Annotated in this window: 12 protein-coding genes; 6 read left to right on the forward strand and 6 right to left on the reverse strand. The window is 42.6% G+C overall.

Annotation, left to right across the window (positions count from 1 at the left end):
• Positions 1-81: 81 nt before the first annotated feature.
• From ACT29H_RS06445 to nagB, 4 genes are all read right to left on the reverse strand, one after another.
• Positions 82-1,857, reverse strand: a complete 1,776-nt coding sequence (locus ACT29H_RS06445; protein WP_444820789.1) for a RagB/SusD family nutrient uptake outer membrane protein — start codon at positions 1,855-1,857, stop codon at positions 82-84.
• Between the two features lie 27 nt (positions 1,858-1,884).
• Positions 1,885-5,082, reverse strand: a complete 3,198-nt coding sequence (locus tag ACT29H_RS06450) for a SusC/RagA family TonB-linked outer membrane protein (RefSeq protein ID WP_444820790.1) — start codon at positions 5,080-5,082, stop codon at positions 1,885-1,887.
• 25 nt (positions 5,083-5,107) lie between these two features.
• Entirely contained in the window at positions 5,108-6,802 is a 1,695-nt protein-coding gene (locus ACT29H_RS06455) for a hypothetical protein (protein WP_444820791.1), read from the reverse strand.
• Between the two features lie 718 nt (positions 6,803-7,520).
• Complete coding sequence (gene nagB / locus ACT29H_RS06460) at positions 7,521-9,527, reverse strand: glucosamine-6-phosphate deaminase (RefSeq protein ID WP_444820792.1); 2,007 nt, start codon at positions 9,525-9,527, stop codon at positions 7,521-7,523.
• 154 nt (positions 9,528-9,681) lie between these two features.
• Between nagB and ACT29H_RS06465 the strand changes: the two genes are divergently transcribed.
• A complete protein-coding gene (locus ACT29H_RS06465; protein ID WP_444820793.1) occupies positions 9,682-10,410 on the forward strand; it encodes a FadR/GntR family transcriptional regulator in 729 nt (242 codons plus the stop codon).
• A gap of 23 nt (positions 10,411-10,433) precedes the next feature.
• On the opposite strand, the gene murQ is transcribed toward ACT29H_RS06465, so the two are convergent.
• Entirely contained in the window at positions 10,434-11,264 is an 831-nt protein-coding gene (gene murQ, locus ACT29H_RS06470) for an N-acetylmuramic acid 6-phosphate etherase (protein WP_444820794.1), read from the reverse strand.
• A 55-nt stretch (positions 11,265-11,319) separates the two neighbouring features.
• Complete coding sequence (locus ACT29H_RS06475; protein ID WP_444820795.1) at positions 11,320-12,159, reverse strand: ATPase; 840 nt, start codon at positions 12,157-12,159, stop codon at positions 11,320-11,322.
• A 382-nt stretch (positions 12,160-12,541) separates the two neighbouring features.
• Here ACT29H_RS06475 and ACT29H_RS06480 point away from each other — a divergent pair, with 382 nt between their 5' ends.
• The 5 genes from ACT29H_RS06480 (at position 12,542) to ACT29H_RS06500 (ending at position 21,972) form a co-directional block, all read left to right on the forward strand.
• Positions 12,542-15,613 (forward strand): golvesin C-terminal-like domain-containing protein, encoded by a 3,072-nt coding sequence (locus ACT29H_RS06480; protein ID WP_444820796.1) that lies wholly within the window; start codon positions 12,542-12,544, stop codon positions 15,611-15,613.
• A gap of 51 nt (positions 15,614-15,664) precedes the next feature.
• Positions 15,665-17,134: a glycosyltransferase family 2 protein gene (locus tag ACT29H_RS06485; RefSeq protein WP_444820797.1), complete on the forward strand. Its 1,470-nt coding sequence runs from the start codon at positions 15,665-15,667 to the stop codon at positions 17,132-17,134.
• 2 nt (positions 17,135-17,136) lie between these two features.
• Positions 17,137-18,099: a DUF4922 domain-containing protein gene (locus ACT29H_RS06490; protein ID WP_444820798.1), complete on the forward strand. Its 963-nt coding sequence runs from the start codon at positions 17,137-17,139 to the stop codon at positions 18,097-18,099.
• 4 nt (positions 18,100-18,103) lie between these two features.
• The gene (locus ACT29H_RS06495; protein WP_444820799.1) at positions 18,104-19,438 is read left to right on the forward strand and encodes a SpoIID/LytB domain-containing protein; all 1,335 of its coding nucleotides are present in this window, start codon (positions 18,104-18,106) and stop codon (positions 19,436-19,438) included.
• Between the two features lie 65 nt (positions 19,439-19,503).
• Positions 19,504-21,972 carry a glycoside hydrolase family 9 protein gene (locus ACT29H_RS06500; RefSeq protein ID WP_444820800.1) on the forward strand — a complete coding sequence of 823 codons (2,469 nt, stop codon included), beginning with the start codon at positions 19,504-19,506 and terminating at the stop codon, positions 21,970-21,972.
• Positions 21,973-22,037: the final 65 nt, after the last annotated feature.

The raw sequence follows: 22,037 nt of genomic DNA on the forward strand, positions 1-22,037 counted from the left end.
GTCTGATATTTTTATTAAAACTACCTTATCAATATTTAGAAGTGCATCGATAAGGAAGTCTTTAAATTACGCAAATATCTACTACTCTAGCTCAACAACAGGACGAATATTCCATTTTTCTCTGAAAGCAGGCCCGTTATCTTCATTCTTATTTGCGGAGTTTCCTTCAAGCTTTGGGTTGGCATTAAGCGTAGATTGATAGATTGGAAAATATTCATGTCCCTTATAGAAGTACTGGAATGACGAAGCGCTGGCGGTTTCGGCGCTAAGTTCATCGGTATTGACAATGATTTCGTCATTTTCGTTTTTAGGTGCCAACTTGTAATATCCATGTTCAACCAATTGATTAAGACGTGATTCATCATAAAAGAATCCCCACCTGATGAGATCAATACCACGTCCATTTTCACATCCGAATTCTTTAGGACGTTCAACATTAGCAATTTGTTCGAACAGATGATCTGCCGTAGGGAAGTCGGAGAGTTGGAGATCTTCAAGAGCAACACGACGACGGACTTCGTTAATGTAATTGATCGCAGTTTGAGTGGGACCATTGATTTCGTTTTCGCATTCTGCGGCTCGCAATAAAACGTCACTATAACGCATAAGACGCAGGTTAACACCACAATGCAATCCATTCGTTATAGAGCTGTATAAGTTGGACCTTGCATTGGTAAACTTCGCTATTGATATGCCACCCTGTGAACTGTTCGACAGTGGAGTTTCACTTATCTCTTGCCGATAAACAACATTATTACGTGGATCTCCATCGGGATATGCTGCCGTATTTTGATCGGTGTAAGTATTATACTCCTCCTCGTAGGTAACAAGGGTCCAGTATAAACGAGGATCCAGACGACCATCCGTACAGGTCTCTTTTTTGAACAGGTTATATAACCAAACTGATCCGGCCAGGTCGCCCCAGCTACCCAATTCCTGAGAGGCATAATTACTTTCAATAGCATGCCCCTGTGTTGCTTCCGAGCTTATATTTACCGGCGTCCACTCTTCATCGGTACCTCCTGTTCCATAGTTCATATACTGAACTTCGAAGAGACTTTCAGCGTTGTTTTCCGTATCTTCTCTGAAGTTAGCACCGTAATCATCCATCAATTCATAATGTCCGTACTCCCCGGCAATGATATCTTTTAATATAGTATAAGCCTCTTCATATTTATGACGAAACATAAGAGCACGAGCCAAGTATCCAGCAGCGGCACCACATGTGGCACGCCCCTTAGCCCATTCGCCTCCTTCATCACGTGACGGAAGCATTTGCATAGCTTTGTTCAGGTCAGCCTCTATTTGATCAAACACCTCATCCTGAGTATTATTGGAGGCATACATCGTGTTGATATCTGAATAAGCTGCATAATCTGTAATCAATGGAACAGTCTGATAATAGGTAGCCAGGTGATAATATGCCAGAGCTCTAAGGAAGAGCGCTTGTCCGGATATCTGATTATAGGATTCTTCAGACATATCAACATTATCAACTTTCGACAAAACAAAGTTTGTTCGGTTTACGACATGATACAAGTCGCGCCATGGCCACAAATCACCTATTTCAATGGTACCAGGAGAATTGAGGTTGTCGTACTCCAGATACCACTGTTGTGAGGAGTTCCATACTTCGTCGCCACGTACCGCATCTAAAGTGTATCCCACACGGGCAAATGTACCTTCTAGCCGAATACGGTTGTAGCAGGCAATGATAGCCTCCTCAAGTTCGGGTTCTGAATCACCAAAATCGTATGTAGTCTGACTGTTCGGGTTCGTGACATCGAGCTGGTCATTGCAGGCCATCATGCCGCCAATGAGCGTCAATATTATCAGTATTATCTTAAACCTTTTCATTTTAATTATCTGTTTTTGATTTTGTTTCTAGAATGACATGTTTACACCAAACATTACACTTCGTGGCGTTGGATATGAAGCATAGTTGTAACCGGGGGTGAAGGTACCTCCGGCAAAGTCTACATTATAACCTCGGTATTTCGAAAATGTAGCCAGATTCTGACCGGACACATAAACACGCACTCCGCGAACATAGCCACCAAACCATCTGTTAGGGAAGTTATAGCCAAATTCTATGTTGGCAATTTTCAGATATGATGCATCCTGAATGAAACGATCGCTGAACATATCGTTGGTGATGGAGCCCGTTGACTTGTAGGCAACGCGTGGGACATTGGTGTTTGTGTTTTCCGGAGTCCAAGCATTCAACAGATCAACGCTCTTATTGAGTGAACCATATGAGCTGCGCAATGTCACGTCAACAAAATCCACAGCTTTAAAACCTGCCGCGCCAAATGTGGCAATGCTTAGATCAAAACCTTTCCATTCAAGACGGGCATTCAGACCGAAATTAACGTCTGGCAAACCACTTCCCAGAAATTGTTGATCTTCGTTGGTAATTTCTCCATCATTGTTAATGTCGGCATAAGCCACATCTCCGGGTTGTGCTCCTGGTTGATTGATGTACTCGCCTTCTGCGTTAACACGAGTATCTATCTCTTCTTGCGACTGAAAGATCCCTTCGTATACATAGCCATAGAATTGACCAACTTCACGTCCAACCTCAGTACGGCAGTAACCATTGGTCTGAGGTTCGTTTGAAACGCCCAGCTTTGTTACCTCGTTGTTGAGAGTAGAAACGTTTGCAGAAATTTCATACTTAACAGGATGTTGATGATTACGATAGGAAAGCAAGAACTCAAGACCTGAGTTTTCCATAGTTGCTGCGTTCATCTTTACTGTTGCATTGGTTGCACCTGCACTCACCGGAACCTGTACATCAGTATGAAGGTCTTCTGAAATTGACTTATACCAATCGAAAGAGAATTCTAACTTATTGTTAAACATCGCGAGGTCAAGACCAACATCTATGGACTTCTTTTTTTCCCATCGAAGGACTTCGTTAACATAGTTGGATATGGCAGAACCTGTAACCTTATTATTTCCAAAGCTATATGTATAGTCACCTCTCCGCATCGTATCCATGTAGTCGTAGGGACCTAAGTTCGTATCATTCCCAAGCTCGCCATAGCTCCCCCTAATCTTGAACAGACTGATTGTCGATTTAGGTATGGAAAAGAAATTTTCACGCTCAACACGCCACCCGGCAGATATTGAAGGGAAAAAGACCCATCTATCTACAGAAAGTCGACTTGATCCATCATAACGACCTATTAACGATACAAGGTATTTGTCATCGAAATTGTAGTTTACACGTCCAATATAGGAGGCCAGAACCTCTTCAGTTTCCTCGGTTGCTGATGATGTGTCCTCTGCATTGTCAATTTGCAGATAGTATGGTTCCGGAAGATTAACACCTTCACCAGAAAGTGTGTGAAATAAATTGCGTTCAAATGTTTGCCCCACAACTGTATTAATATGATGCCGTCCAAAGCTACCATCATAGTTAATATAGTTTTCGATAAGCGCCGCACTATAGCTACGATATCCCTGAGTTAGGCGTTCATTGCTTTTTGATAAATAGTTGGATGTACTTTGTATAAATGCAGGTACAAATGTAAAGTCCTTTGCAGTGGTTTTACTGTACGAAAGGTTAAGATTGTAATCAAAGGTGTGATTGCTGCTCTTGTTACCAATCATATCTAAAAGGTCAACCTTTGCCGAACCAGAAGCGACGAAACGATCAACAATAGTGTTTCTTTTCAAAAGACTATTGGTAAGCAGAAGGTTTGTGACACGCAAATCTCCATGCACGTCATCGTAGTAGGTGCCAAAACCATAGGAATCGTATGTATATTCCGATGCTGCCGAAATTTTGTCATCCAGCACCCAGGTCGATTCATCGTACGCTTTGATTGTTGGAGGTTGAAGCAGGACCGAAGCCATTACAGGATATTGTGCACCATACAAACCTTGAACATATTCGTTGGCATTACTCAGAGCCATATTGTCTTGATCACTGTGGCTAAACACTAAGTTAGTCTTAATCTCTACAAATTTAACGCTCATAGTGTTGTTGGCACGAGCAGTGTAACGTTCAAAATTAGGACCTGCACCTTGCATCGTTCCTTCTTGGGTATAGTAGTCGAGGGAGATGTTGTAAGTATTGTTGGCACCACCTCCTGAAAGATTGATGTTGTGATTCTGACGAACACCTGTTTTGAACGCCTCATCATGCCAATTGGTATTAACTTCATCCGGATCGATATATTTTTCACTGTTAGGATCGTATCCAGCAGGAACATCCATGCCACTGTTGTTGTAAGCCATGGTAACATATTCTCCATATTGGTAGGAGTCCATAACATCGTACACGCCTTCTTCTACCTGGTCGAAACCAATGTAGCCGCTATAGTCTATTCTCATGGGTTGATTCTTCTTCCCTTTTTTCGTAGTGATGATCACAACACCGTTGGCAGCTCGCGATCCGTAAATTGCTGCAGCAGAAGCATCCTTAAGAATCTGAAGGCTTTCAATATTATTTGGCGAGAAATCACGAATGGTTGTTCCAACAGGAACACCATCAACAACGTAAAGAGGGTCAGTACTACCAAATGAACCGATACCACGAATACGCACGACAGGATCAGCTCCTGGTTGACCATCGGTTGTAATCCGGACTCCAGCTGCTTTTCCTTGTAGCATTGTTGAGATGTTTGAATGTGATACTTTCTTCATCTCTTCGGCATCTACAACAGCCACTGAACCGGTTAAGTCAACTTTGCGTTGTGTACCGTAACCGACAACCACCACCTGATCGAGTTCTTTTATCTCCGCAACCAATGTAATGGTACCGAGATCACTTTTTCCTCCAACACTTACTTCAATACTTTTATATCCTATAAAAGATATTAAAAGGGTACCATCTGAAGGGACTGATAGGGAAAAATTCCCATCAATATCGGTAATAGTACCATTTGTTGTGCCACTTTGTTGTACGGTTGCACCCGGAAGCGTTTCACCGTTTTCGTCAACAATTATACCTTTTACTGTAATATTGTCTGTTTGAATTTCGGATATTTGATTTGCATGGTGATTGCCTTCTGCGTAGATTGTAGGCGAGATTACCAATAATCCAAATAGTATTAAATTGAAATATTTCATGATTTAATTTTTTTTATTCAAGTGGTTATTCAACAAACACGATATAAGCCCCTTCTACGACTAGTGCACAATTTAAATCAGAGCTATCAACTGTAATCCCCTCATAACTTTGGAAATGTGCTTCTCCGTATACGTAAGTAACATTATAAAGCACATCTGCTGTATTGTCACCATTGTTTGTAATGGTGATGACTATCTTAGACCCATTAATGTTTGAGGTAAAAACATCCCAATTCCAATCATTTGTTAAGGTAGCAGTGCTAAAACCATCTCCCCATCCGAAGTTATCCATTCTAACTACCCCATATTCAGTCATGTCAGCTTTGCGAAGTATCGTGCTGGGGCTGTGCCAATTTTCAATGTTGTCCGAGTAACAATACATGGTAAGAGTTTTACTCTCCCCTGATGCGACTGAATAGTCATCAGAAAATTCCGTCCACCAAGCGGTCGAAAAGTCAGTAGCACCGACCTGACCGACCCCTTTTACAAGTGTCAATGGAACAGTAGTAGTTACCGTGCTTGTAGCCCCAACATAGGAAATTACAGCATTCTGAGAACCTTCTACAGCAGGAATCTTACCGAAATCAAGCGTTTCATTCGCTAAGACAGATGTTGTTTCGTCTGAATAAGTACCAGTTACGACCATACCTTTAGGGTTGAACAGAATGGAATCACTATTAAAAAAATAGTATGTTGAAATGTCTGGTAAAGTAGTAACCTCAATACTTGATACGTAGTTGGTTACTTCCAGCGTATAATAGGTTGAAACAGCCTGGGTGTATTCACCTTGCTTAGTTAAGTTATAAGAAACTATTACAGTCTTTTCACCCAATGAGGTCATATCAGGAATAACGTTGAATGATAAATCGGCAGTATCAACCTGCGTAGAAGAACCGTCTTCGAAAGTAACAGTAGCTATTGCATCACCCCAGAAGTCTTCATCACCTATTTCAACAAATGCAGGCATTCCATCAACAGTGATTGAAACCGGATTAACGTCTTCTACAGAAGTGACTTTAGAAGGTAGGAGAAATGCTTTTTTCATCTCAAAATGGCTGCCATCACAAACTAAAAAAGCCACGATATCTTCAGTGACGGAAACCGGTTGTTGATAGGTCTCGACCAGTTCTACCTCATTTATCCCAATGGCAGTGGCGGTTACAAAGGCAATCCCCGTAGGAGAATGGTCAATTTCCAAAGTAACATACGCTCCTTGCATGGTACTGCGAAAGTCGTTCCAGATATCACCATCTCCATCAAGATCCGGGTAGTTATGGGAGATCATGCTCAGATCAAAATCATCGTTACCCCATCCGTATGCATCCGAGCGAAGAACAAAATACTCTGCATAGTCATCCGCATCGCGATCTGCTACATTGACCAAAGCAAGACTCCAGTTATTCCAATTGTTATCACCAGAGCTGTGGTTTACAAACTCCAAATGCAGAAGCTTGTTGGTAGGAATGGTGAAATAGTCAGAGAATTCAGCCCACCAAGCGGCACTATTATCTTCTGGTCCGACAATTGCCTTAGCAATGTCAATGTATGTAGTGTCACCTGTATCTATACTTGCTTTCGCATCTGCAATGGAATCGATTCTACTCTGCAGGTCAGTAGGCGCATCTATTGAATAAGAATCTAATTTCTCGCATCCAACTAGGCCCAATACTGCCATTAACGCTGCGCACAAGGCACAACTCATTAGTTTTGTTGTTTTCATAAATCATTTTTATTTATTCTTGTTTGTATTTTACGTCGGTTTTGGTAGACTAATATTTCGACTCTTGCTTTAATGTAATAGCAATTGTACACAGTATAAGAACTGACAATAAACTACCAATTGAGCACACATTTTCACTCTAGTCGCTGTACTCAAATTTTGATACGCCAATTGTCACACTATTTTCGACAAATGAATGATTCGTATTCTTCATTATTTTGATGAGAACTAAAAAGTTGGTTAAAACTGTTTTCTATTGCTAATTTACGCTGGCATTATCATTTTTGAGTGGACGAATGATTCTAAGAAGTGGATACAGAGGTAAATTGTAAAGGATGTTTAAAATATAACCAAAAACAAGAAGGGCTTAAAAATAAAGAGCTATACAGCATTTTTAGGCAAGAGTATTGAATTGTCCACTTTTAGATAAACAAATATCCCCCTCTATCTATACATTTTTTTAGAAAACGAAGGTGCGGTTTACTATAAAATCTAATCCAAAGTTGTTCCTGAATTGTATAAATAGATGTTAATATTAAGAATTACTATTCCTGCTTCGTTTTTATATCTTATGCCAAACGAACAGCCCCACAAAAAGGGAAAAAGAAAATCCATCAAGAAAAAAGGCTGCCCACTTGGACAGCCTCTAATCAATAAGCTTATAGCTGAGTTTTCAAACAATTACACTCAACTCAAATACAACACATTAAATCCTTGATTATTTCAAAAAAGACTCTTCATCATCGATCGGATATCGAACAAAAGCTTCAATAGCCTCATATTCGGTTAATCCCAGTTTATCATAGAGTCTTGCGGTAGCTCGGTTACGATCCTCTGCCCTCTGCCAGAATTCACGTCTGTCTTTGCCAGGAAAAACAGGGAAATCTTTTTGTGACTGATGTTTAAAAATCGCCTTGCGTTTTCGCATCAATTCATCAGGGCTGATTGGTACGGCCATTTCAATATCTTCAATATCCCATTCTTGCCAAGCTCCGCGATAAAGCCACACATAACAGTCCTTCAGCCATTCATCGCCATCATCTTTTATCTTTCGCAGAGCAGCCAGGATGATTTGAAGGCATACCTCATGAGTTCCGTGTGGATCTTGGAGGTCACCCGCAGCAAATATTTGATGTGGTTGAATTTTTCTCAGAAGATCTATTACGATTTGTACATCCTTTTCCGACATAGGTTTCTTCCGGATCTCTCCTGTTTCATAAAACGGCAGGTAAAGAAAATGAACGTTCTCTTCTTTCACTCCACAGAAACGACATGCCGCCTGAGCTTCTCCTTGTCTTATCAATCGTTTAATATCTTTAACAAATGGGGTATCCACATCTTCCGGCTTTTTATTTTTCAGGAATTGAATCAGCCTCTGATGCTCTTCCTCAATTTTACGACTTTCCTCATCATTGCTTTTCAGCAAATCCACCGCAAAGGTTGAGAACCGAAGAGCATCATCGTCAGCCACGGCTATATTGCCGGAAGTTTGGTAAGCCACATGTACATCATGGCCCTGATCTGCCAAGCGAAGCAAGGTTCCTCCCATAGAAATCACATCATCGTCAGGGTGAGGACTAAAAACGAGCGACCTTTTGATCGCCGGCTCAGGACGTTCTGGTCTGCTTTTTTCAAAAGCACCCGGTTTCCCGCCTGGCCATCCGGTAATGGTATCACGAATCTGCCCGAAAACTTTGATATTTAAATCATAAGCTTTCCCATAGAAGGCCAGCAGATCGGTCAATCCTTCCGATTTATAATCTTCATCAGTGAGCTTCAAAATTGGTTTCCCTGTTTTTAGACTCAGCCATATTACAGCTCTCTTGATCATTTTGGGAGTCCAGTTAACCATACCATAAAGCCATGGTGCTTTATTACGAGACAATTCCGCGGTCGCATCATGATCGGAAATAACAAGAACATCATTGTGAAGCTGAAGAAAAGAAGCAGGAACATCCGAAGAAACAGGTCCTTCAATCATCTTCTTAACAATTAAAGACTTGTTTTTGCCCCAAGCCGCCAAAACAATTCTTCTGGCACTAAGAATGGTATTAATCCCCATTGTGATAGCTTTGGTTGGAACAGCATCTTTATTTCCGAAATCTTTGGCGGCATCCCCAATTGTTACCGGATCCAGTTTTACCAAGCGTGTGGTTGAATTAATTGCTGAGCCCGGTTCATTAAAACCGATATGCCCCGATCGTCCAATACCCAACAATTGGAAGTCGATACCACCAAACGACTTAATTTTTTCTTCATATTCGGCACAAAACCCTTCCATTTGGGGAAGCTCTACGGTACCGTCGGGGATGTGCACATTTTCACGGGGAATATCGATATGATCAAATAAGTTTTCGTGCATGAATTTCACATAGCTCTGTTTGCATTCAGGGCTCATGGGGTAATATTCATCCAAATTAAATGTCACTACATTTTTAAAACTCAACCCCTCTTCTTTATGCATCCTTATTAATTCTTTATAAATAAGGATCGGTGATGAACCTGTCGCAAGTCCCAATACGGTTTTCTTGCCTTGGGCTTCTTTTTCTTTAATCAAATCGGCAATTATGGTCGCAACAAATTTAGCGCCCTCCTCTTTGCTGTTAACAACCTGAAGCGGTAGCTTTTCAATGGACTGCTTCGAAAAATCTACTAATCTTGTCATATGAATTTGTTTTATACGTTTAATAACTTGATTAACTAACCACATTGATTTGAAAAACATTTCTCACCGGAAGGAGGTTTTCTTCTTCAAATCAAAAGTATCACGACAACATGTATGACGTATTGCAAAAATAAAAGTTCAACATAAAACCTTCATAAACGGAATAAAAAGTCTATATTTGTGTGTTATTTCTTTAAATTTTCAAGACAGATTGATGGACGAAATATTCAGTAAAATAGGCACTACGCAGACTTTGAGCCAAAAGATAGAGCGGAAGATTGAAGAGGCTATACGACAAAAAAAACTGGTGCAAGGCGTCAAACTTCCTTCCGAAAAAGAACTTTGTGAACTCTTTGGAGTAAGTCGTACCGCTCTGAGAGAAGCCCTTCGCCGACTGAATGCCCGGGGCCTCATAGAAATCCGCAAAGGAAGCGGAATGTATGTCTCTGAGATTAAAATTGAAGATGCCATAAAATCTTTGAATCTTTACTACGACCTGAGTTTTGACTCCAATCTTATATCTCAGATTATTGAAGTTCGACGTATTTTCGAACCTGAAATTTCTCGTCTGGCGGCCCGTAACCGCAAAGAAGAAGACCTTGTAATATTGAAGGATAACATTTCTGATCTTGAACAATGCGACCCAGACAACACCCAACAGGAAGTGGACACCATCAATCGCTTTCACATGAATTTGACAAAAGCTACTGGTAATCCCATTGTGATCATTAGTCTGGAACCTATTTATTCTCTTCTGCCCCGCATGCGAAATTTCATTTATGCCAACGTGGAAGGGGAAAAGGAGTTTACCATGAATGCCCAGAAACAAATTCTTGCGGCCGTTGAGGATCAAGATGAAGACAGGGCTTATCTTGAAACCGAAAAATTGGTCATCAGAAACCATGAGGTTTATGAAAGATATCTGAAAAAAGTTTTCAAATAACAACCGGGCAGCCCTGACCATAGTTATCTTTTTTGGTATTCATCCATAGCTTTTTTCACGGAACCATAACGGATCAACAAATCTCTGGCAGTCTCTCTGTCGATTTTTAACTCTTCCATCAGCATACGAGTTCCTCTGTCAATGAGCTTTTGGTTATTAAGCTGCATGTTGACCATTTTGTTGCCTTTGACTTTTCCGAGCTTAATCATCAAAGTGGTGGTGATCATGTTAAGAATCATTTTTTGTGCGGTTCCTGCTTTTAAGCGGGTACTTCCCGTGATAAACTCAGGTCCTACAATTGCTTCAATGGGACATTCTGCCACCTTTGCTATTTCTGAACCGGGATTACAGGTTATACAACCTGTCAGGAGTCCGTTTTCTCTGGCTTTGCGAATCCCTCCAATCACATAGGGTGTAGTTCCCGACGCAGCAATACCGATTACTGTATCCAATTGATTAATATCTCGCTCGCGTAATTCTTGCCATGCCATTTCGGGATCATCTTCAGCATTTTCCACAGCTTTTCTGAGGGCCACATCTCCTCCGGCAATCAGCCCTATTACCAGTGTATCAGGAACACCAAATGTTGGTGGCAACTCAGAAGCATCCAACACCCCCAATCGGCCACTGGTTCCTGCTCCCAGATAAAAAACACGTCCCCCTTGTTTCATTCGCCCCACAACTCGCTCAATCAGCTTCTCAATTTGAGGAAGAGCCTTTCTTACAGCCAAATGAACCTTAGCATCCTCTTCATTAATACTCCTAATCAGATCGGCGACTTCCATTTTCTCCAAATTCTTAAATCTGGAAGGCGATTCGGTAATACTGAGCGTAAATTTATTCTTTTCTGACATTGTTATTCTTTATTACTTGAATGATATTAAAAACAGAACTACTCTTTATCAACCATTAAACATTGGCATGATAGTCAATTAACCCCGACATAGGTTCTTTGATAATTTTACCGGGGATAAGCTTTCTTTCCTGCAGGCAGTCTTTCAAGATTTCCTGAAAATAAAAGGCGATGCTTCCTGTGAAATGAACCGGAAGCGTACCTGCCTTTTCATATTGTAATACATTCCTTGTCAAAAATTCTTCGAATGAAGTTTTCACCAAGAACCGCAAGGATGGATAAGAAATATATTTGGCAATAAAACGGGTAAAACCTGCCGCATACCGATTTGGGAAAGGCTCTTTATAAATATTTCGAAGTATTTCCACCGAATCGATATTATAAAAGCGATAAAACAGATCGATTACTTCCGTGGGCAATTGATTTTTCAGGATGTCCGACAAGAGCTTCCTGCCAATGACGGCACCGCTCCCCTCGTCTCCCAGGATAAATCCTAAGGGGGCTACATTTTCCACCACCTCGGCACCATTATAATAACATGAATTGGAACCGGTACCCAGAATACAAACAATGCCCTCCGCTTTCCCGCATAAGGCATGAGCCGCCGCCATCAAATCGCTGGTCACTTCCAGGTGATCTGTTTGAAAAAAACGGCTTAATGCTTTGTGTGCAGTTTGATTTATCTCGGGATTGGCGCATCCTGCTCCATAAAAATAAATGGATTCAAAATGACGCTGCGTAGATCGAAATTCTTCGTTTAACGTTTTTAATATGGTATCTTCGTCCTGGTAGTAAGGGTTTATTCCCTTGGTTTGGATATATTCTGTTTCACCGGTATCGATATTCAGAAGGCCCCAGGTCGTTTTTGTGGATCCGCTATCGGCAATAAGTATCATGACACAAAGGATGTATTATATATTATACTTTTGGTTTTCCAACCCTTCTTTTTTATCCGGAAGATGCTGTTTTGCTTTAAAAAGAACATTCACTTCCTGCTTTGACGATTGCAAAGATACTAAAAATTGTTTAGTTTTTCGTATCATATAACATGTATTACATATTTTTGTTTCTTTAAAAATTGTTTCTATTTTTGAACAGCAAAAAACATAGTCCGGGCCTTTAACAAAAACACATTTTTATATCAATAAAAACTGTTCACCAACCCTTTAAACCCATTTTCCAGTTTTCTGACCGGAAAACTATCAGGATAAAATTGTTTTAGGAAAATCCTTTTCCTCATTATATTTTACTGGGAATTGTTTCTTTTAGTCTTTTTTTATGAAAAAGAATGTTATCAAAATCAAATCAGCAGCCTGCAAAGTCTTAATGTCAGCGATTCTTTTTTTTCATTTCGCCGGCATTCAGTCTCAGGTAAATTCCAGAGAGTTGCGTTTGGCCGAAAAGGCGATGGATGACATATCTGCTGCCAGCTTGTTTCAGGGATGGGACTATTTAGGAAAAATGGATATCGACTCCATCTTTATCGACTCAGACAATAAAATAGCGAAAATTCACCTTTCACAAAATGTTACAAGAATTCCCATAAGATATTTATGGATAGAACAGCTGACCACTCAAATTCGGGATCAGTTAAGGCGCAAATTCAGAAACTATAACATTCAACTTTTTTGCAAAGGGCTGCCTCTGAAAGAGTTTATTCCGGTCTATTACCAAAATGGGGAACCGAACTCCGACCGCTTAAAACAACCTTCTTCCCAAGAAAAATTGGTAACAAATCATTCCGAACCAATTTTTTCAAAAGGTTTAAGCAATAACCATATCGCTTTATGGCCCAGTCATGGCTATTATTACGATGCAGAGCTTGATCGCTGGGAGTGGCAACGAGCACGGTTATTTGGTACGGTTGAAGATATTTATCCATTTTCCTTTACCCAAAACTTTTTGGTTCCCATGCTCGAAGATGCCGGCGCCACTGTCTTTCTGCCACGGGAGCGCGATACGCAAACCCGCGAGGTGATAGTGGATAATGATGGTTCTTACGGCAAAAGTGAGCTGATCATCAATCCTGGTGATGGGGCATGGACCCAAAACTCGACCAGAGGTTTTGCCGCAAAGGACACCCTCCTCGAAGGTGAAAATCCTTTTTTGCTCGGGACTTACCTCAAAATGAAAGTTAAACCCGATGTTTCAGGTAGGTTAAAATACGTCCCCGAAATTCCTGAAAGTGGAGAGTATGCCGTTTACATCTCCTGGGGAAAAGAAGAGGAAGCCCTAACTAACGTTCCATGTACGGTCAATCATTCCGGTGGCCAAACCCGCTTTACCCTTAACCAACAGATGGGCTACGGAACATGGATCTATATTGGAACTTTCCATTTCCAAAAAGGGCTAAATCCGGAAACAGGCTCTGTCGTTCTCTCCTCCCCTGAAAACGCAACAGGTACCATCTCGGCGGATGCAGTTCGCTTTGGAGGCGGCATGGGCAATGTGGCCAGAAGACCGAGTCAGGAATACATCCCGAATAAATGGTCTCTCAACAACAACAAGGACCTTCCGGAGAAAAAATTGCGACACAACACCGAGCAATACACTTACAAACTGAGCGGAAAGCCACGTTGGATGGAAGGGGCTCGTTACTGGTTACAATATGCGGGAATACCCGACTCAATAGTCTATAGCCTTAACGATAACAAAAACGACTACAATGACGATTACCAGTCACGCGGTGAATGGGTCAACTTTTTAATGGGAAATCCCAATGGACCTACCGGCAATCGACAAGTTGAGGGACTCAACATCCCCATTGATCTGGCCTTCGCCTTCCATACCGATGCCGGAACCACCCCCAATGACTCAATAATTGGAACGCTCGGCATCTATAGCAGCCTACGCAACAACGGTCAATTTCCCGATGGATCATCCAAGCTGGCCAGCCGAGACCTTACAGATCTGATACAAACACAGATTGTTTCCGACATCAGACTTTCTTTTAACGAACGATGGACTCGCCGTGCCATGTGGGACAAACAATACTCTGAAGCGTGGCGACCCAATGTGCCGACCATGCTGCTGGAACTCCTGTCTCATCAAAATCTGGCCGACATGAAATATGGTTTGGATCCCCGCTTTCAGTTTACTGTTGCTCGTGCTATTTACAAAGGCATGGCCCGATTCCTGGCCACTCGCGAGAGTCGTCCGGTAGTAATCCAACCGCTCGCACCCAAAAATATGGCATTGGAAATGGTTGAAGGAAAAAAAGTAAAGCTCAGCTGGAGCCCTGAAAAAGATCCTGTTGAGCCTTCTGCAATTCCAACAGGATATATAGTTTATCAACGCATGGAAGACAATGGCTTTGATAACGGTGTTTTCACCTCTGATACCTCAATGATTGTTGAATTGGATGAATACAGTACCATCTACAGTTTTAAAGTTAGAGCTGTGAATGAAGGAGGGCAGAGTTTCCCTGGTGAAACGCTTTCGGTATCCATCGATCAAAACTCAAAAGAAGTGGTATTGGTGGTCAATGCTTTCGATCGGGTTGCCCCTCCAGCCTTTGTGGAGGGAGAAATGGCAGGGGTTGCCTGGTGGGAAGACGAAGGGGTACCATGGAACAAAGACTTGAGTCATACCGGAAGACAATATGATTATCATCGTTCTTCACCCTGGCTCGATGATGACAGTCCCGGACATGGTGCCAGCTTTGCCGACATGGAAGGAAAAATCATCCCCGGCAACAATCATGATTTCATTTTTTTGCATGGACAGGCTCTCCGAAATGCCGGTTATTCCTTTGTTTCGGTAAGCGATGAGCGATTTGGAAATCAAAATTTTGACGTAAATCCTTATTTTGCAATAGATATTATTTATGGTGAAGAAAGGGGCACCCCGGCTTTGTATGACCGAACGAAAAAAGACTTTAGAGTGCTAACATCCGCCACCCGTGCAAAGATTCAAGAATATCTCGAACAGGGTGGTAACATTCTGATATCGGGCGCCTATATTGGTACCGACTTGGTGGAAAACAATGATAGTGCGGCAATTGATTTTGCCAAAAATGTTTTGCACTACCGCTGGATGACCAATCATGCCGACAATGGCGGTCTTTTAACGGCAACCGACCCGGCATCTCCTTATTTTATTCCGAAGGTGCAATACAACACCCGATATCATCCGGGAATTTACAAGGTAGAAGCACCCGATGGCATTGAACCGGTAGGCGATGGGGCTTTTCGGATTTACCGATATGCCAACAGCAAAGTGAGTGGAGGTGTAGCCTATTCCGGCAACTATAAATGTGTTATTCTTGGGTTCCCTATTGAGACAATGCCCCGGAGCCATGAACAAAACCAATTAATAAAAGATATTTTGAATTTTTTCCGTAGAGATTAAACAGATAATTCATCCAAACATTAATTTGCAAACATAATCGTCACAAACAATATGAACAAACTTGCATGCTTTTTACCGGCTGCCCCCGAGGCCGATTTAAACCGGACCGTTAAAGAATTGAAAGCGACTGATGCCGTTGCCGCAATATACATAATGGTAACACCAGACAACCAGAATCTCCAATTGCCTGAGGGCGTCCATTCTTTCGAGATACCGGCCATAAACTCCACCGTTATGGTGAAAGAGATTGCCCAACGAACCAACAATGTGGATTATGTATTATTATACACCAAATCGTTGCCGTTGAAAATAGGGGCCTATTCTCTGGAACGCATGATCCAGGCGGCTCAACAGACGAATGCCGGAATGGTCTATTCCGATTATTATGCCTTAAAAGAAGGAAAAATCACCCAGCATCCGGTCATCGATTATCAGGATGGCAGTTTGCGCGACGATTTCAACTTCGGATCGCTTCTGCTTTTCTCGTCTATTGCACTCGGTCAGGCAGTGGAACGTATGAATGAAGAGTTCCGTTTTGCCGGTCTTTACGATCTGCGACTGAAAGTATCCCAGCATTATAAACTTTTCCGGTTACCAGAATATCTCTATACAGAAATGGAGACAGACAACCGGCGTTCGGGTGAAAAGATTTTTGATTATGTAGATCCCAAAAACAGAGACGTTCAAATCGAAATGGAGAAGGCATGCACCCAACACCTGAAAAGTATTAATGCCTATCTGGAACCTCAATTTAAAAAGGTCGAATTTGAAGAATCACAGTTCCCTGTCGAGGCGTCCGTTATCATCCCCGTTCGAAACCGGGCTAAAACCATTGAAGATGCAGTTCGATCGGTATTTAGTCAAAAAACAAATTTCAATTTCAATTTAATCATTGTTGATAACCATTCGAACGATGGAACTACTGAAATCTTACGCAACCTGTCCGGGGAAGACAAACGTTTGATCCATCTCATTCCTCAACGAACCGATCTGGGCATTGGAGGTTGCTGGAACATGGCCATCATGCATGACGCTTGCGGCAAGTTTGCCGTACAGCTGGACAGTGATGATCTCTATGCCGATGAAAACGTGCTCCAGACCATCGTAGATGCTTTTTACGAACAGAACTGTGCAATGGTAGTCGGAACATACCGAATGGTTAACTTTAAACTGGAAGAGATACCTCCGGGACTCATTGACCACAAAGAATGGACCCCCGACAACGGACGAAACAATGCCTTACGCATCAACGGCCTGGGAGCACCACGAGCCTTTTATACGCCGGTTTTGAGAAAAATCAAGGTGCCCAATGTAAGCTATGGCGAAGATTATGCCGTAGGATTGGCCATCTCACGCGATTATCAGATCGGAAGAATATACAAACCCCTCTATTTATGCCGACGGTGGGAAGACAACTCGGATGCTTCACTGGATATTGTAAAAATGAATCAACACAACCTGTATAAGGACAGAGTGAGAACCATGGAATTATGGGCACGCATGGCAAAAAACAAGCGTTAAACATGATTAATAAAACAACTACAAACAGGGAACTACAAGAAAACGTTCATCGTCTGATAGACGAGCAGCTAATCGACTGGCCCCTGGCTCGCGATAATTATGAAGGTCTCAAAAGTGTCAAGACACGGACCCTCAAGATCGGTCCATCATCTGAAATGCGCATTCAGTTTAATCCGGCACGCATTCGATCTTCGGCCGCAAAAGTCGATGCTCAGTCGATTCGGGAACGTCAATGCTTTTTGTGCTCGGAAAATCTTCCGGCCGAACAACGAGGCATCGATTTTGGAGATTACAAAATCCTAGTGAATCCCTTCCCTATTTTTTCCCGGCATTTGACCATCCCTCATAAAGATCATACCGATCAGAGAATTGAAGGTCGTTTGACCGACATGCTCCAACTGGCACGTGCACTACCCGACTTTATGGTTTTCTACAATGGCCCGCGTTGCGGTGCCAGTGCCCCGGATCATTTCCATTTCCAGGCCGGGAACAAAGGATTTATGCCTATTGAGAAGGAATTCCTTACCCTGCCCGACATAACTGTTTTAATGGAGAAAAAGGATATCCGGGTTCTCGGTTGTGAAAACTATCTCCGAAAAACGTTGATATTTGAAAGCAGCAATGAAAACGCCATTGACTTATGGTTTTCCAGAGTCTTCACTATTCTTAGCAAATGTCAACCAAAAGAGCCGGAACCCATGCTTAACATTCTTTGTTCGTGGGAAACTGACTCCTGGAGAGTTTTTCTATTCCCCAGACGGGAACATCGACCACGACAATTTTATGCCCGGGGGGAAGAACAGATCTTATTGAGTCCTGCTTCCGTTGATTTTGGAGGGGTATTGATTACTCCCAGAGAAGAAGATTTTAACAAATTAAATTCCGACACCGTTAAAGATATTTTCAATCAGGTCACTCTGAGCGATGATATCTGGCACCTGGTTAAACTCATTTTTAATGTCTGATCACATGCAACCAAATATTGAAGTAGGAGTATTGATGGCTCCGGAATTTTCGTTCACACTGGAAGGGCCATATCGACTTCGTAGTTCCGGCGAAGTTTTTGAAGGCACAGGAAAGGCTTCCTTTGAAGCAGGAAAATGGAAACTTTGGCTCAACAATCAGGAAATGGAAACACCACTCCCGGTTGAACTGGAACCTGTTGACTACAAAAAATGCAGCTTCGAATTGAAAGACGTAGTCATTGGCATCAACTTTCATTGGGAGCGAAAAGAAGATCAACGATTTAAGGGAACTTTGCGAATCATCCGCGAAGATGAGCATTTGACCGCCGTCAACCGTTTACCCCTGGAAGATTATTTGGTGAGTGTTATTTCCTCCGAAATGAGTGCCACCTCGTCTCCTGAATTGTTAAGGGCTCATGCGGTCATTTCCCGTAGCTGGCTCATCGCACAAAAGGAGAAAGAACAAAAGCTGAAAGAGAAGGGATCTTATGAAACAACCGTAGAACGTCCCGGCGAAAAAATAAAATGGTACGACCGTGAAGACCACCTTCATTTCGACGTCTGTGCCGATGATCATTGCCAACGGTATCAGGGTATTACCAGGGCATCCACCCAAGAGGTAGAAGCGGCCATTGCCGACACCTTTGGGGAGGTACTGGTATACAATGACGCCATCTGCGATGCCCGTTTTTCCAAATCGTGCGGAGGCGTCTCCGAGCTTTTTGAGAATGTATGGGAACCAATCAATCATCCCTATCTCACGAAAGTTGTGGATAACGATCAGTTACCCCAAGGATATAACCTGGACTTAACCAATGAGGCGGCTGCCCGCAAATGGATTTTGAACAACCCGCCGGCATTCTGTAATACTCATGACCAGCATATTCTTTCGCAGGTATTAAACGATTACGATCAGGAAACCGATGACTTTTACCGCTGGAAAGTCGTGCTAACACAGGAGAAGATTCAGCAATTGTTGAAAAAGAAAATAGATCTCGATTTGGGAGAAATACTGGATCTGATACCCATCGAACGAGGTGAATCCGGTCGTCTGATACGACTGAAGATTGTCGGGACAAAAGGCGAACTGACCATTGGAAAAGAGCTGGAGATCCGAAAAGCTCTTTCCGATTCACATTTATACAGCTCGGCCTTTGTGGTTGAAAAAGAACTGGGAGAAGGAAAAATCCCTGTCTCCTTCACCCTCATCGGCGCCGGATGGGGACACGGTGTGGGGTTATGCCAAATCGGTGCTGCCGTCATGGGTGCCAAAGGCTATTCGTATCAGGATATTCTGTTTCACTATTTTCGTGGGGCCCGTCTGGAAAAAAGATACTAATTAAAAACACCGAACTTGGTCATGCGAGTTCCATCAGGCTAATGAATTAGATAAATTTTATAGGGATGAAAAAGAAAAAGCTAACAACCACCGTCCTGTTTTGTATTCTCTTTGTTTCGACAGCCAGTGCCGGAGTATGGATCAGGATAAACCAACTGGGATATCTTCCCGGAACATCTAAAACCGCGGTCTTAATCAGCAACGAAGTGGTTACGGCAACCTCTTTTTTGATTCGTTCGGCCGAAACAGACAAGATTATTTTTCAAGGAGATGCCTCCATTGAGGATGCCTCAGCATGGGGATTAAAATCGGCTTCTCGTCTGGATTTTTCAACCTTTAACACAACAGGGAATTATTATCTGGAAGTTAACGGGCATCGGTCACCTCAATTTAGGATTGCCAACGATGTCTATCAAGGAACCGCTGACTTCTTACTTCATTACATGCGTCAGCAGCGATGTGGTTATAATCCTTTTTTGAAAGATAGTTGTCATGTAGAGGATGGAACAATTGTCGATCATCCCACCCGCTCCGGACAGCCAATAGATGTTCACGGGGGATGGCATGATGCTTCGGATTATTTACAGTACACCAACACCTCGGCCAATGCCGTTTTTCAAATGTTGTTTGCCTATCACAAAAATCCGGGTGCATTTAAAGATGAATATGATTCCAGAGGGGAACCAGGCGCTAATGGGCTCCCCGATGTTTTGGACGAAGCGATTTGGGGACTGGAATGGCTTATGCGTATGAACCCCGCACCGGGAGAGATGTACAACCAAATTGCCGATGACCGTGATCATGCCGGTTATCGCCTCCCCAACAAAGACTCCGTAGATTATGGTGTTCCTTTCGGGCGACCTGTTTATTATGTGACAGGTGAACGACAAGGTCTGGGACCTCATCTTAACCGCACCACGGGAGTGGCATCCGTTGCCGGTAAATTTGCCTCTGCTTTTGCGTTGGCTGCAAAAGTATTGAAAGATGACTATCCTGATTGGACGGAAGAGCTGCTAAAAAAAGCAGGGGAGGCATTCCGCTTTGGCGAACAATTTCCGGGTGCTACCCAAACGGCATGTTTTGTGTCGCCCTATTTTTATGAAGAACAAAACTACGTGGATGACATGGAACTGGCCGCCTCAACATTGGCATTGGCAGCCCCCGACAGCATGGACCAATGGCTTGACAAAGCCGATTTTTGGGGTGAAGTGGAGCCGGTAACGCCTTGGATGAAGTTGCACGGCGCACGCCATTATCAGTTCTATCCCTTTGTTAATGTGGGACATTATCTCATGACTGAACTGGGAAATGATGAGCTGAAAGAAAAGTATATTGATTTTATGCGTGAAGGTCTATTGGCTTTGGAAAGAGAAGCTGCATCGGACCCATTTCGAATTGGAGTTCCTTTTATTTGGTGCTCCAATAACCTGGTAGCGGCGGCTCTTACTCAAGCTCGACTCTATTACGAAGCTTCCGGCGATGACAGATTTTTCTCATTAGAAGCATCCATGCGCGACTGGCTCTTTGGATGCAACCCTTGGGGAACAGCAATGATTTGCGGCATGCCGGGCGTTCAGGATTCCCCGACTCATCCTCATTCGGCCTTTCCCTTACTTCTTGGGAAAAATACGGTCGGAGGCCTTGTCGACGGACCGGTTTACCGTTCTATTTTTGAAAATCTAAGGGGTGTTGGTCTTTTGGAAGAAGATGAATATGCCATTTTCCAGAACGGAAAAGCCGTTTATCATGACGATATAGGGGATTATTCCACCAATGAGCCCACCATGGATGGAACCGCATCGTTGGTTTACTATTTATCGGCAATGGAAACCTACCCCTCGAAGCACAAAGAATTGAGTCGTGATCCTTTTGGTGCAGCCATTCGCTTTGATAAGGCAACGCCGGTAATCTATCTTATTTTTTCTGCGGATGAACATTTCGAAGGCGCTTCTCACATCCTGGATGTATTGGCGACAAAAGATGTAAAAGCCTCTTTCTTCCTCACCGGAGGATGTCTGAGAAATAAAAAGAATCAAGACATTATAAAAAGAATCATCACCGATAATCATTATCTTGGGCCCCATTCCGATGCACATTTATTGTATGCCGACTGGGACCAAAGAGATTCTTTGCTGATCTCAAAAAAGACCTTCCGAAAAGATCTGGAGAAAAACTTAAAAGCGCTTAAAAAAGCAGGCGTTAACAAAGATTCCATTCGTTGGTTTTTGCCTCCTTACGAGTGGTACAATCGTCAAATCGTGCATTGGACTCAGGAGATGAACCTGGATGTAGTCTGCTTCACTCCGGGCATAGGTACCAATGCCGACTACACCATACCTCAAATGAGTAATTATAAAAGCAGCAAATCACTGCTTGATCGTCTTTGGAATTTTGAGGAGAAACACAACTTAAACGGTGCCGTGATCCTCCTGCATCCCGGGGTTCATCCCGACCGCAAAGACAAACTATATATGCACCTTGCAAAAATAATTGATGAGCTACGAATTCGTGGATATCGTTTTGAAAAATTATAAATTTATGATCAATCATCTTAGGTGAAAAAGATTTAGAATCTCTGCATGTTATTCTTCTCTAACCT

The sequence above is a fragment of the Thermophagus sp. OGC60D27 genome, assembly GCF_052400625.1.
Lineage (GTDB): Bacteria > Bacteroidota > Bacteroidia > Bacteroidales > Marinilabiliaceae > Thermophagus.

Bases quoted from the DNA above. Each gene is read 5' to 3' on its own strand.
- ACT29H_RS06445 (WP_444820789.1), bottom strand. From the start codon at position 1,857: ATGAAAAGGTTTAAGATAATACTGATAATATTGACGCTCATTGGCGGC.
- ACT29H_RS06450 (WP_444820790.1), bottom strand. From the start codon at position 5,082: ATGAAATATTTCAATTTAATACTATTTGGATTATTGGTAATCTCGCCT.
- ACT29H_RS06455 (WP_444820791.1), bottom strand. From the start codon at position 6,802: ATGAAAACAACAAAACTAATGAGTTGTGCCTTGTGCGCAGCGTTAATG.
- nagB (WP_444820792.1), bottom strand. From the start codon at position 9,527: ATGTTTTTCAAATCAATGTGGTTAGTTAATCAAGTTATTAAACGTATA.
- ACT29H_RS06465 (WP_444820793.1), top strand. From the start codon at position 9,682: ATGGACGAAATATTCAGTAAAATAGGCACTACGCAGACTTTGAGCCAA.
- murQ (WP_444820794.1), bottom strand. From the start codon at position 11,264: ATGTCAGAAAAGAATAAATTTACGCTCAGTATTACCGAATCGCCTTCC.
- ACT29H_RS06475 (WP_444820795.1), bottom strand. From the start codon at position 12,159: ATGATACTTATTGCCGATAGCGGATCCACAAAAACGACCTGGGGCCTT.
- ACT29H_RS06480 (WP_444820796.1), top strand. From the start codon at position 12,542: ATGAAAAAGAATGTTATCAAAATCAAATCAGCAGCCTGCAAAGTCTTA.
- ACT29H_RS06485 (WP_444820797.1), top strand. From the start codon at position 15,665: ATGAACAAACTTGCATGCTTTTTACCGGCTGCCCCCGAGGCCGATTTA.
- ACT29H_RS06490 (WP_444820798.1), top strand. From the start codon at position 17,137: ATGATTAATAAAACAACTACAAACAGGGAACTACAAGAAAACGTTCAT.
- ACT29H_RS06495 (WP_444820799.1), top strand. From the start codon at position 18,104: ATGCAACCAAATATTGAAGTAGGAGTATTGATGGCTCCGGAATTTTCG.
- ACT29H_RS06500 (WP_444820800.1), top strand. From the start codon at position 19,504: ATGAAAAAGAAAAAGCTAACAACCACCGTCCTGTTTTGTATTCTCTTT.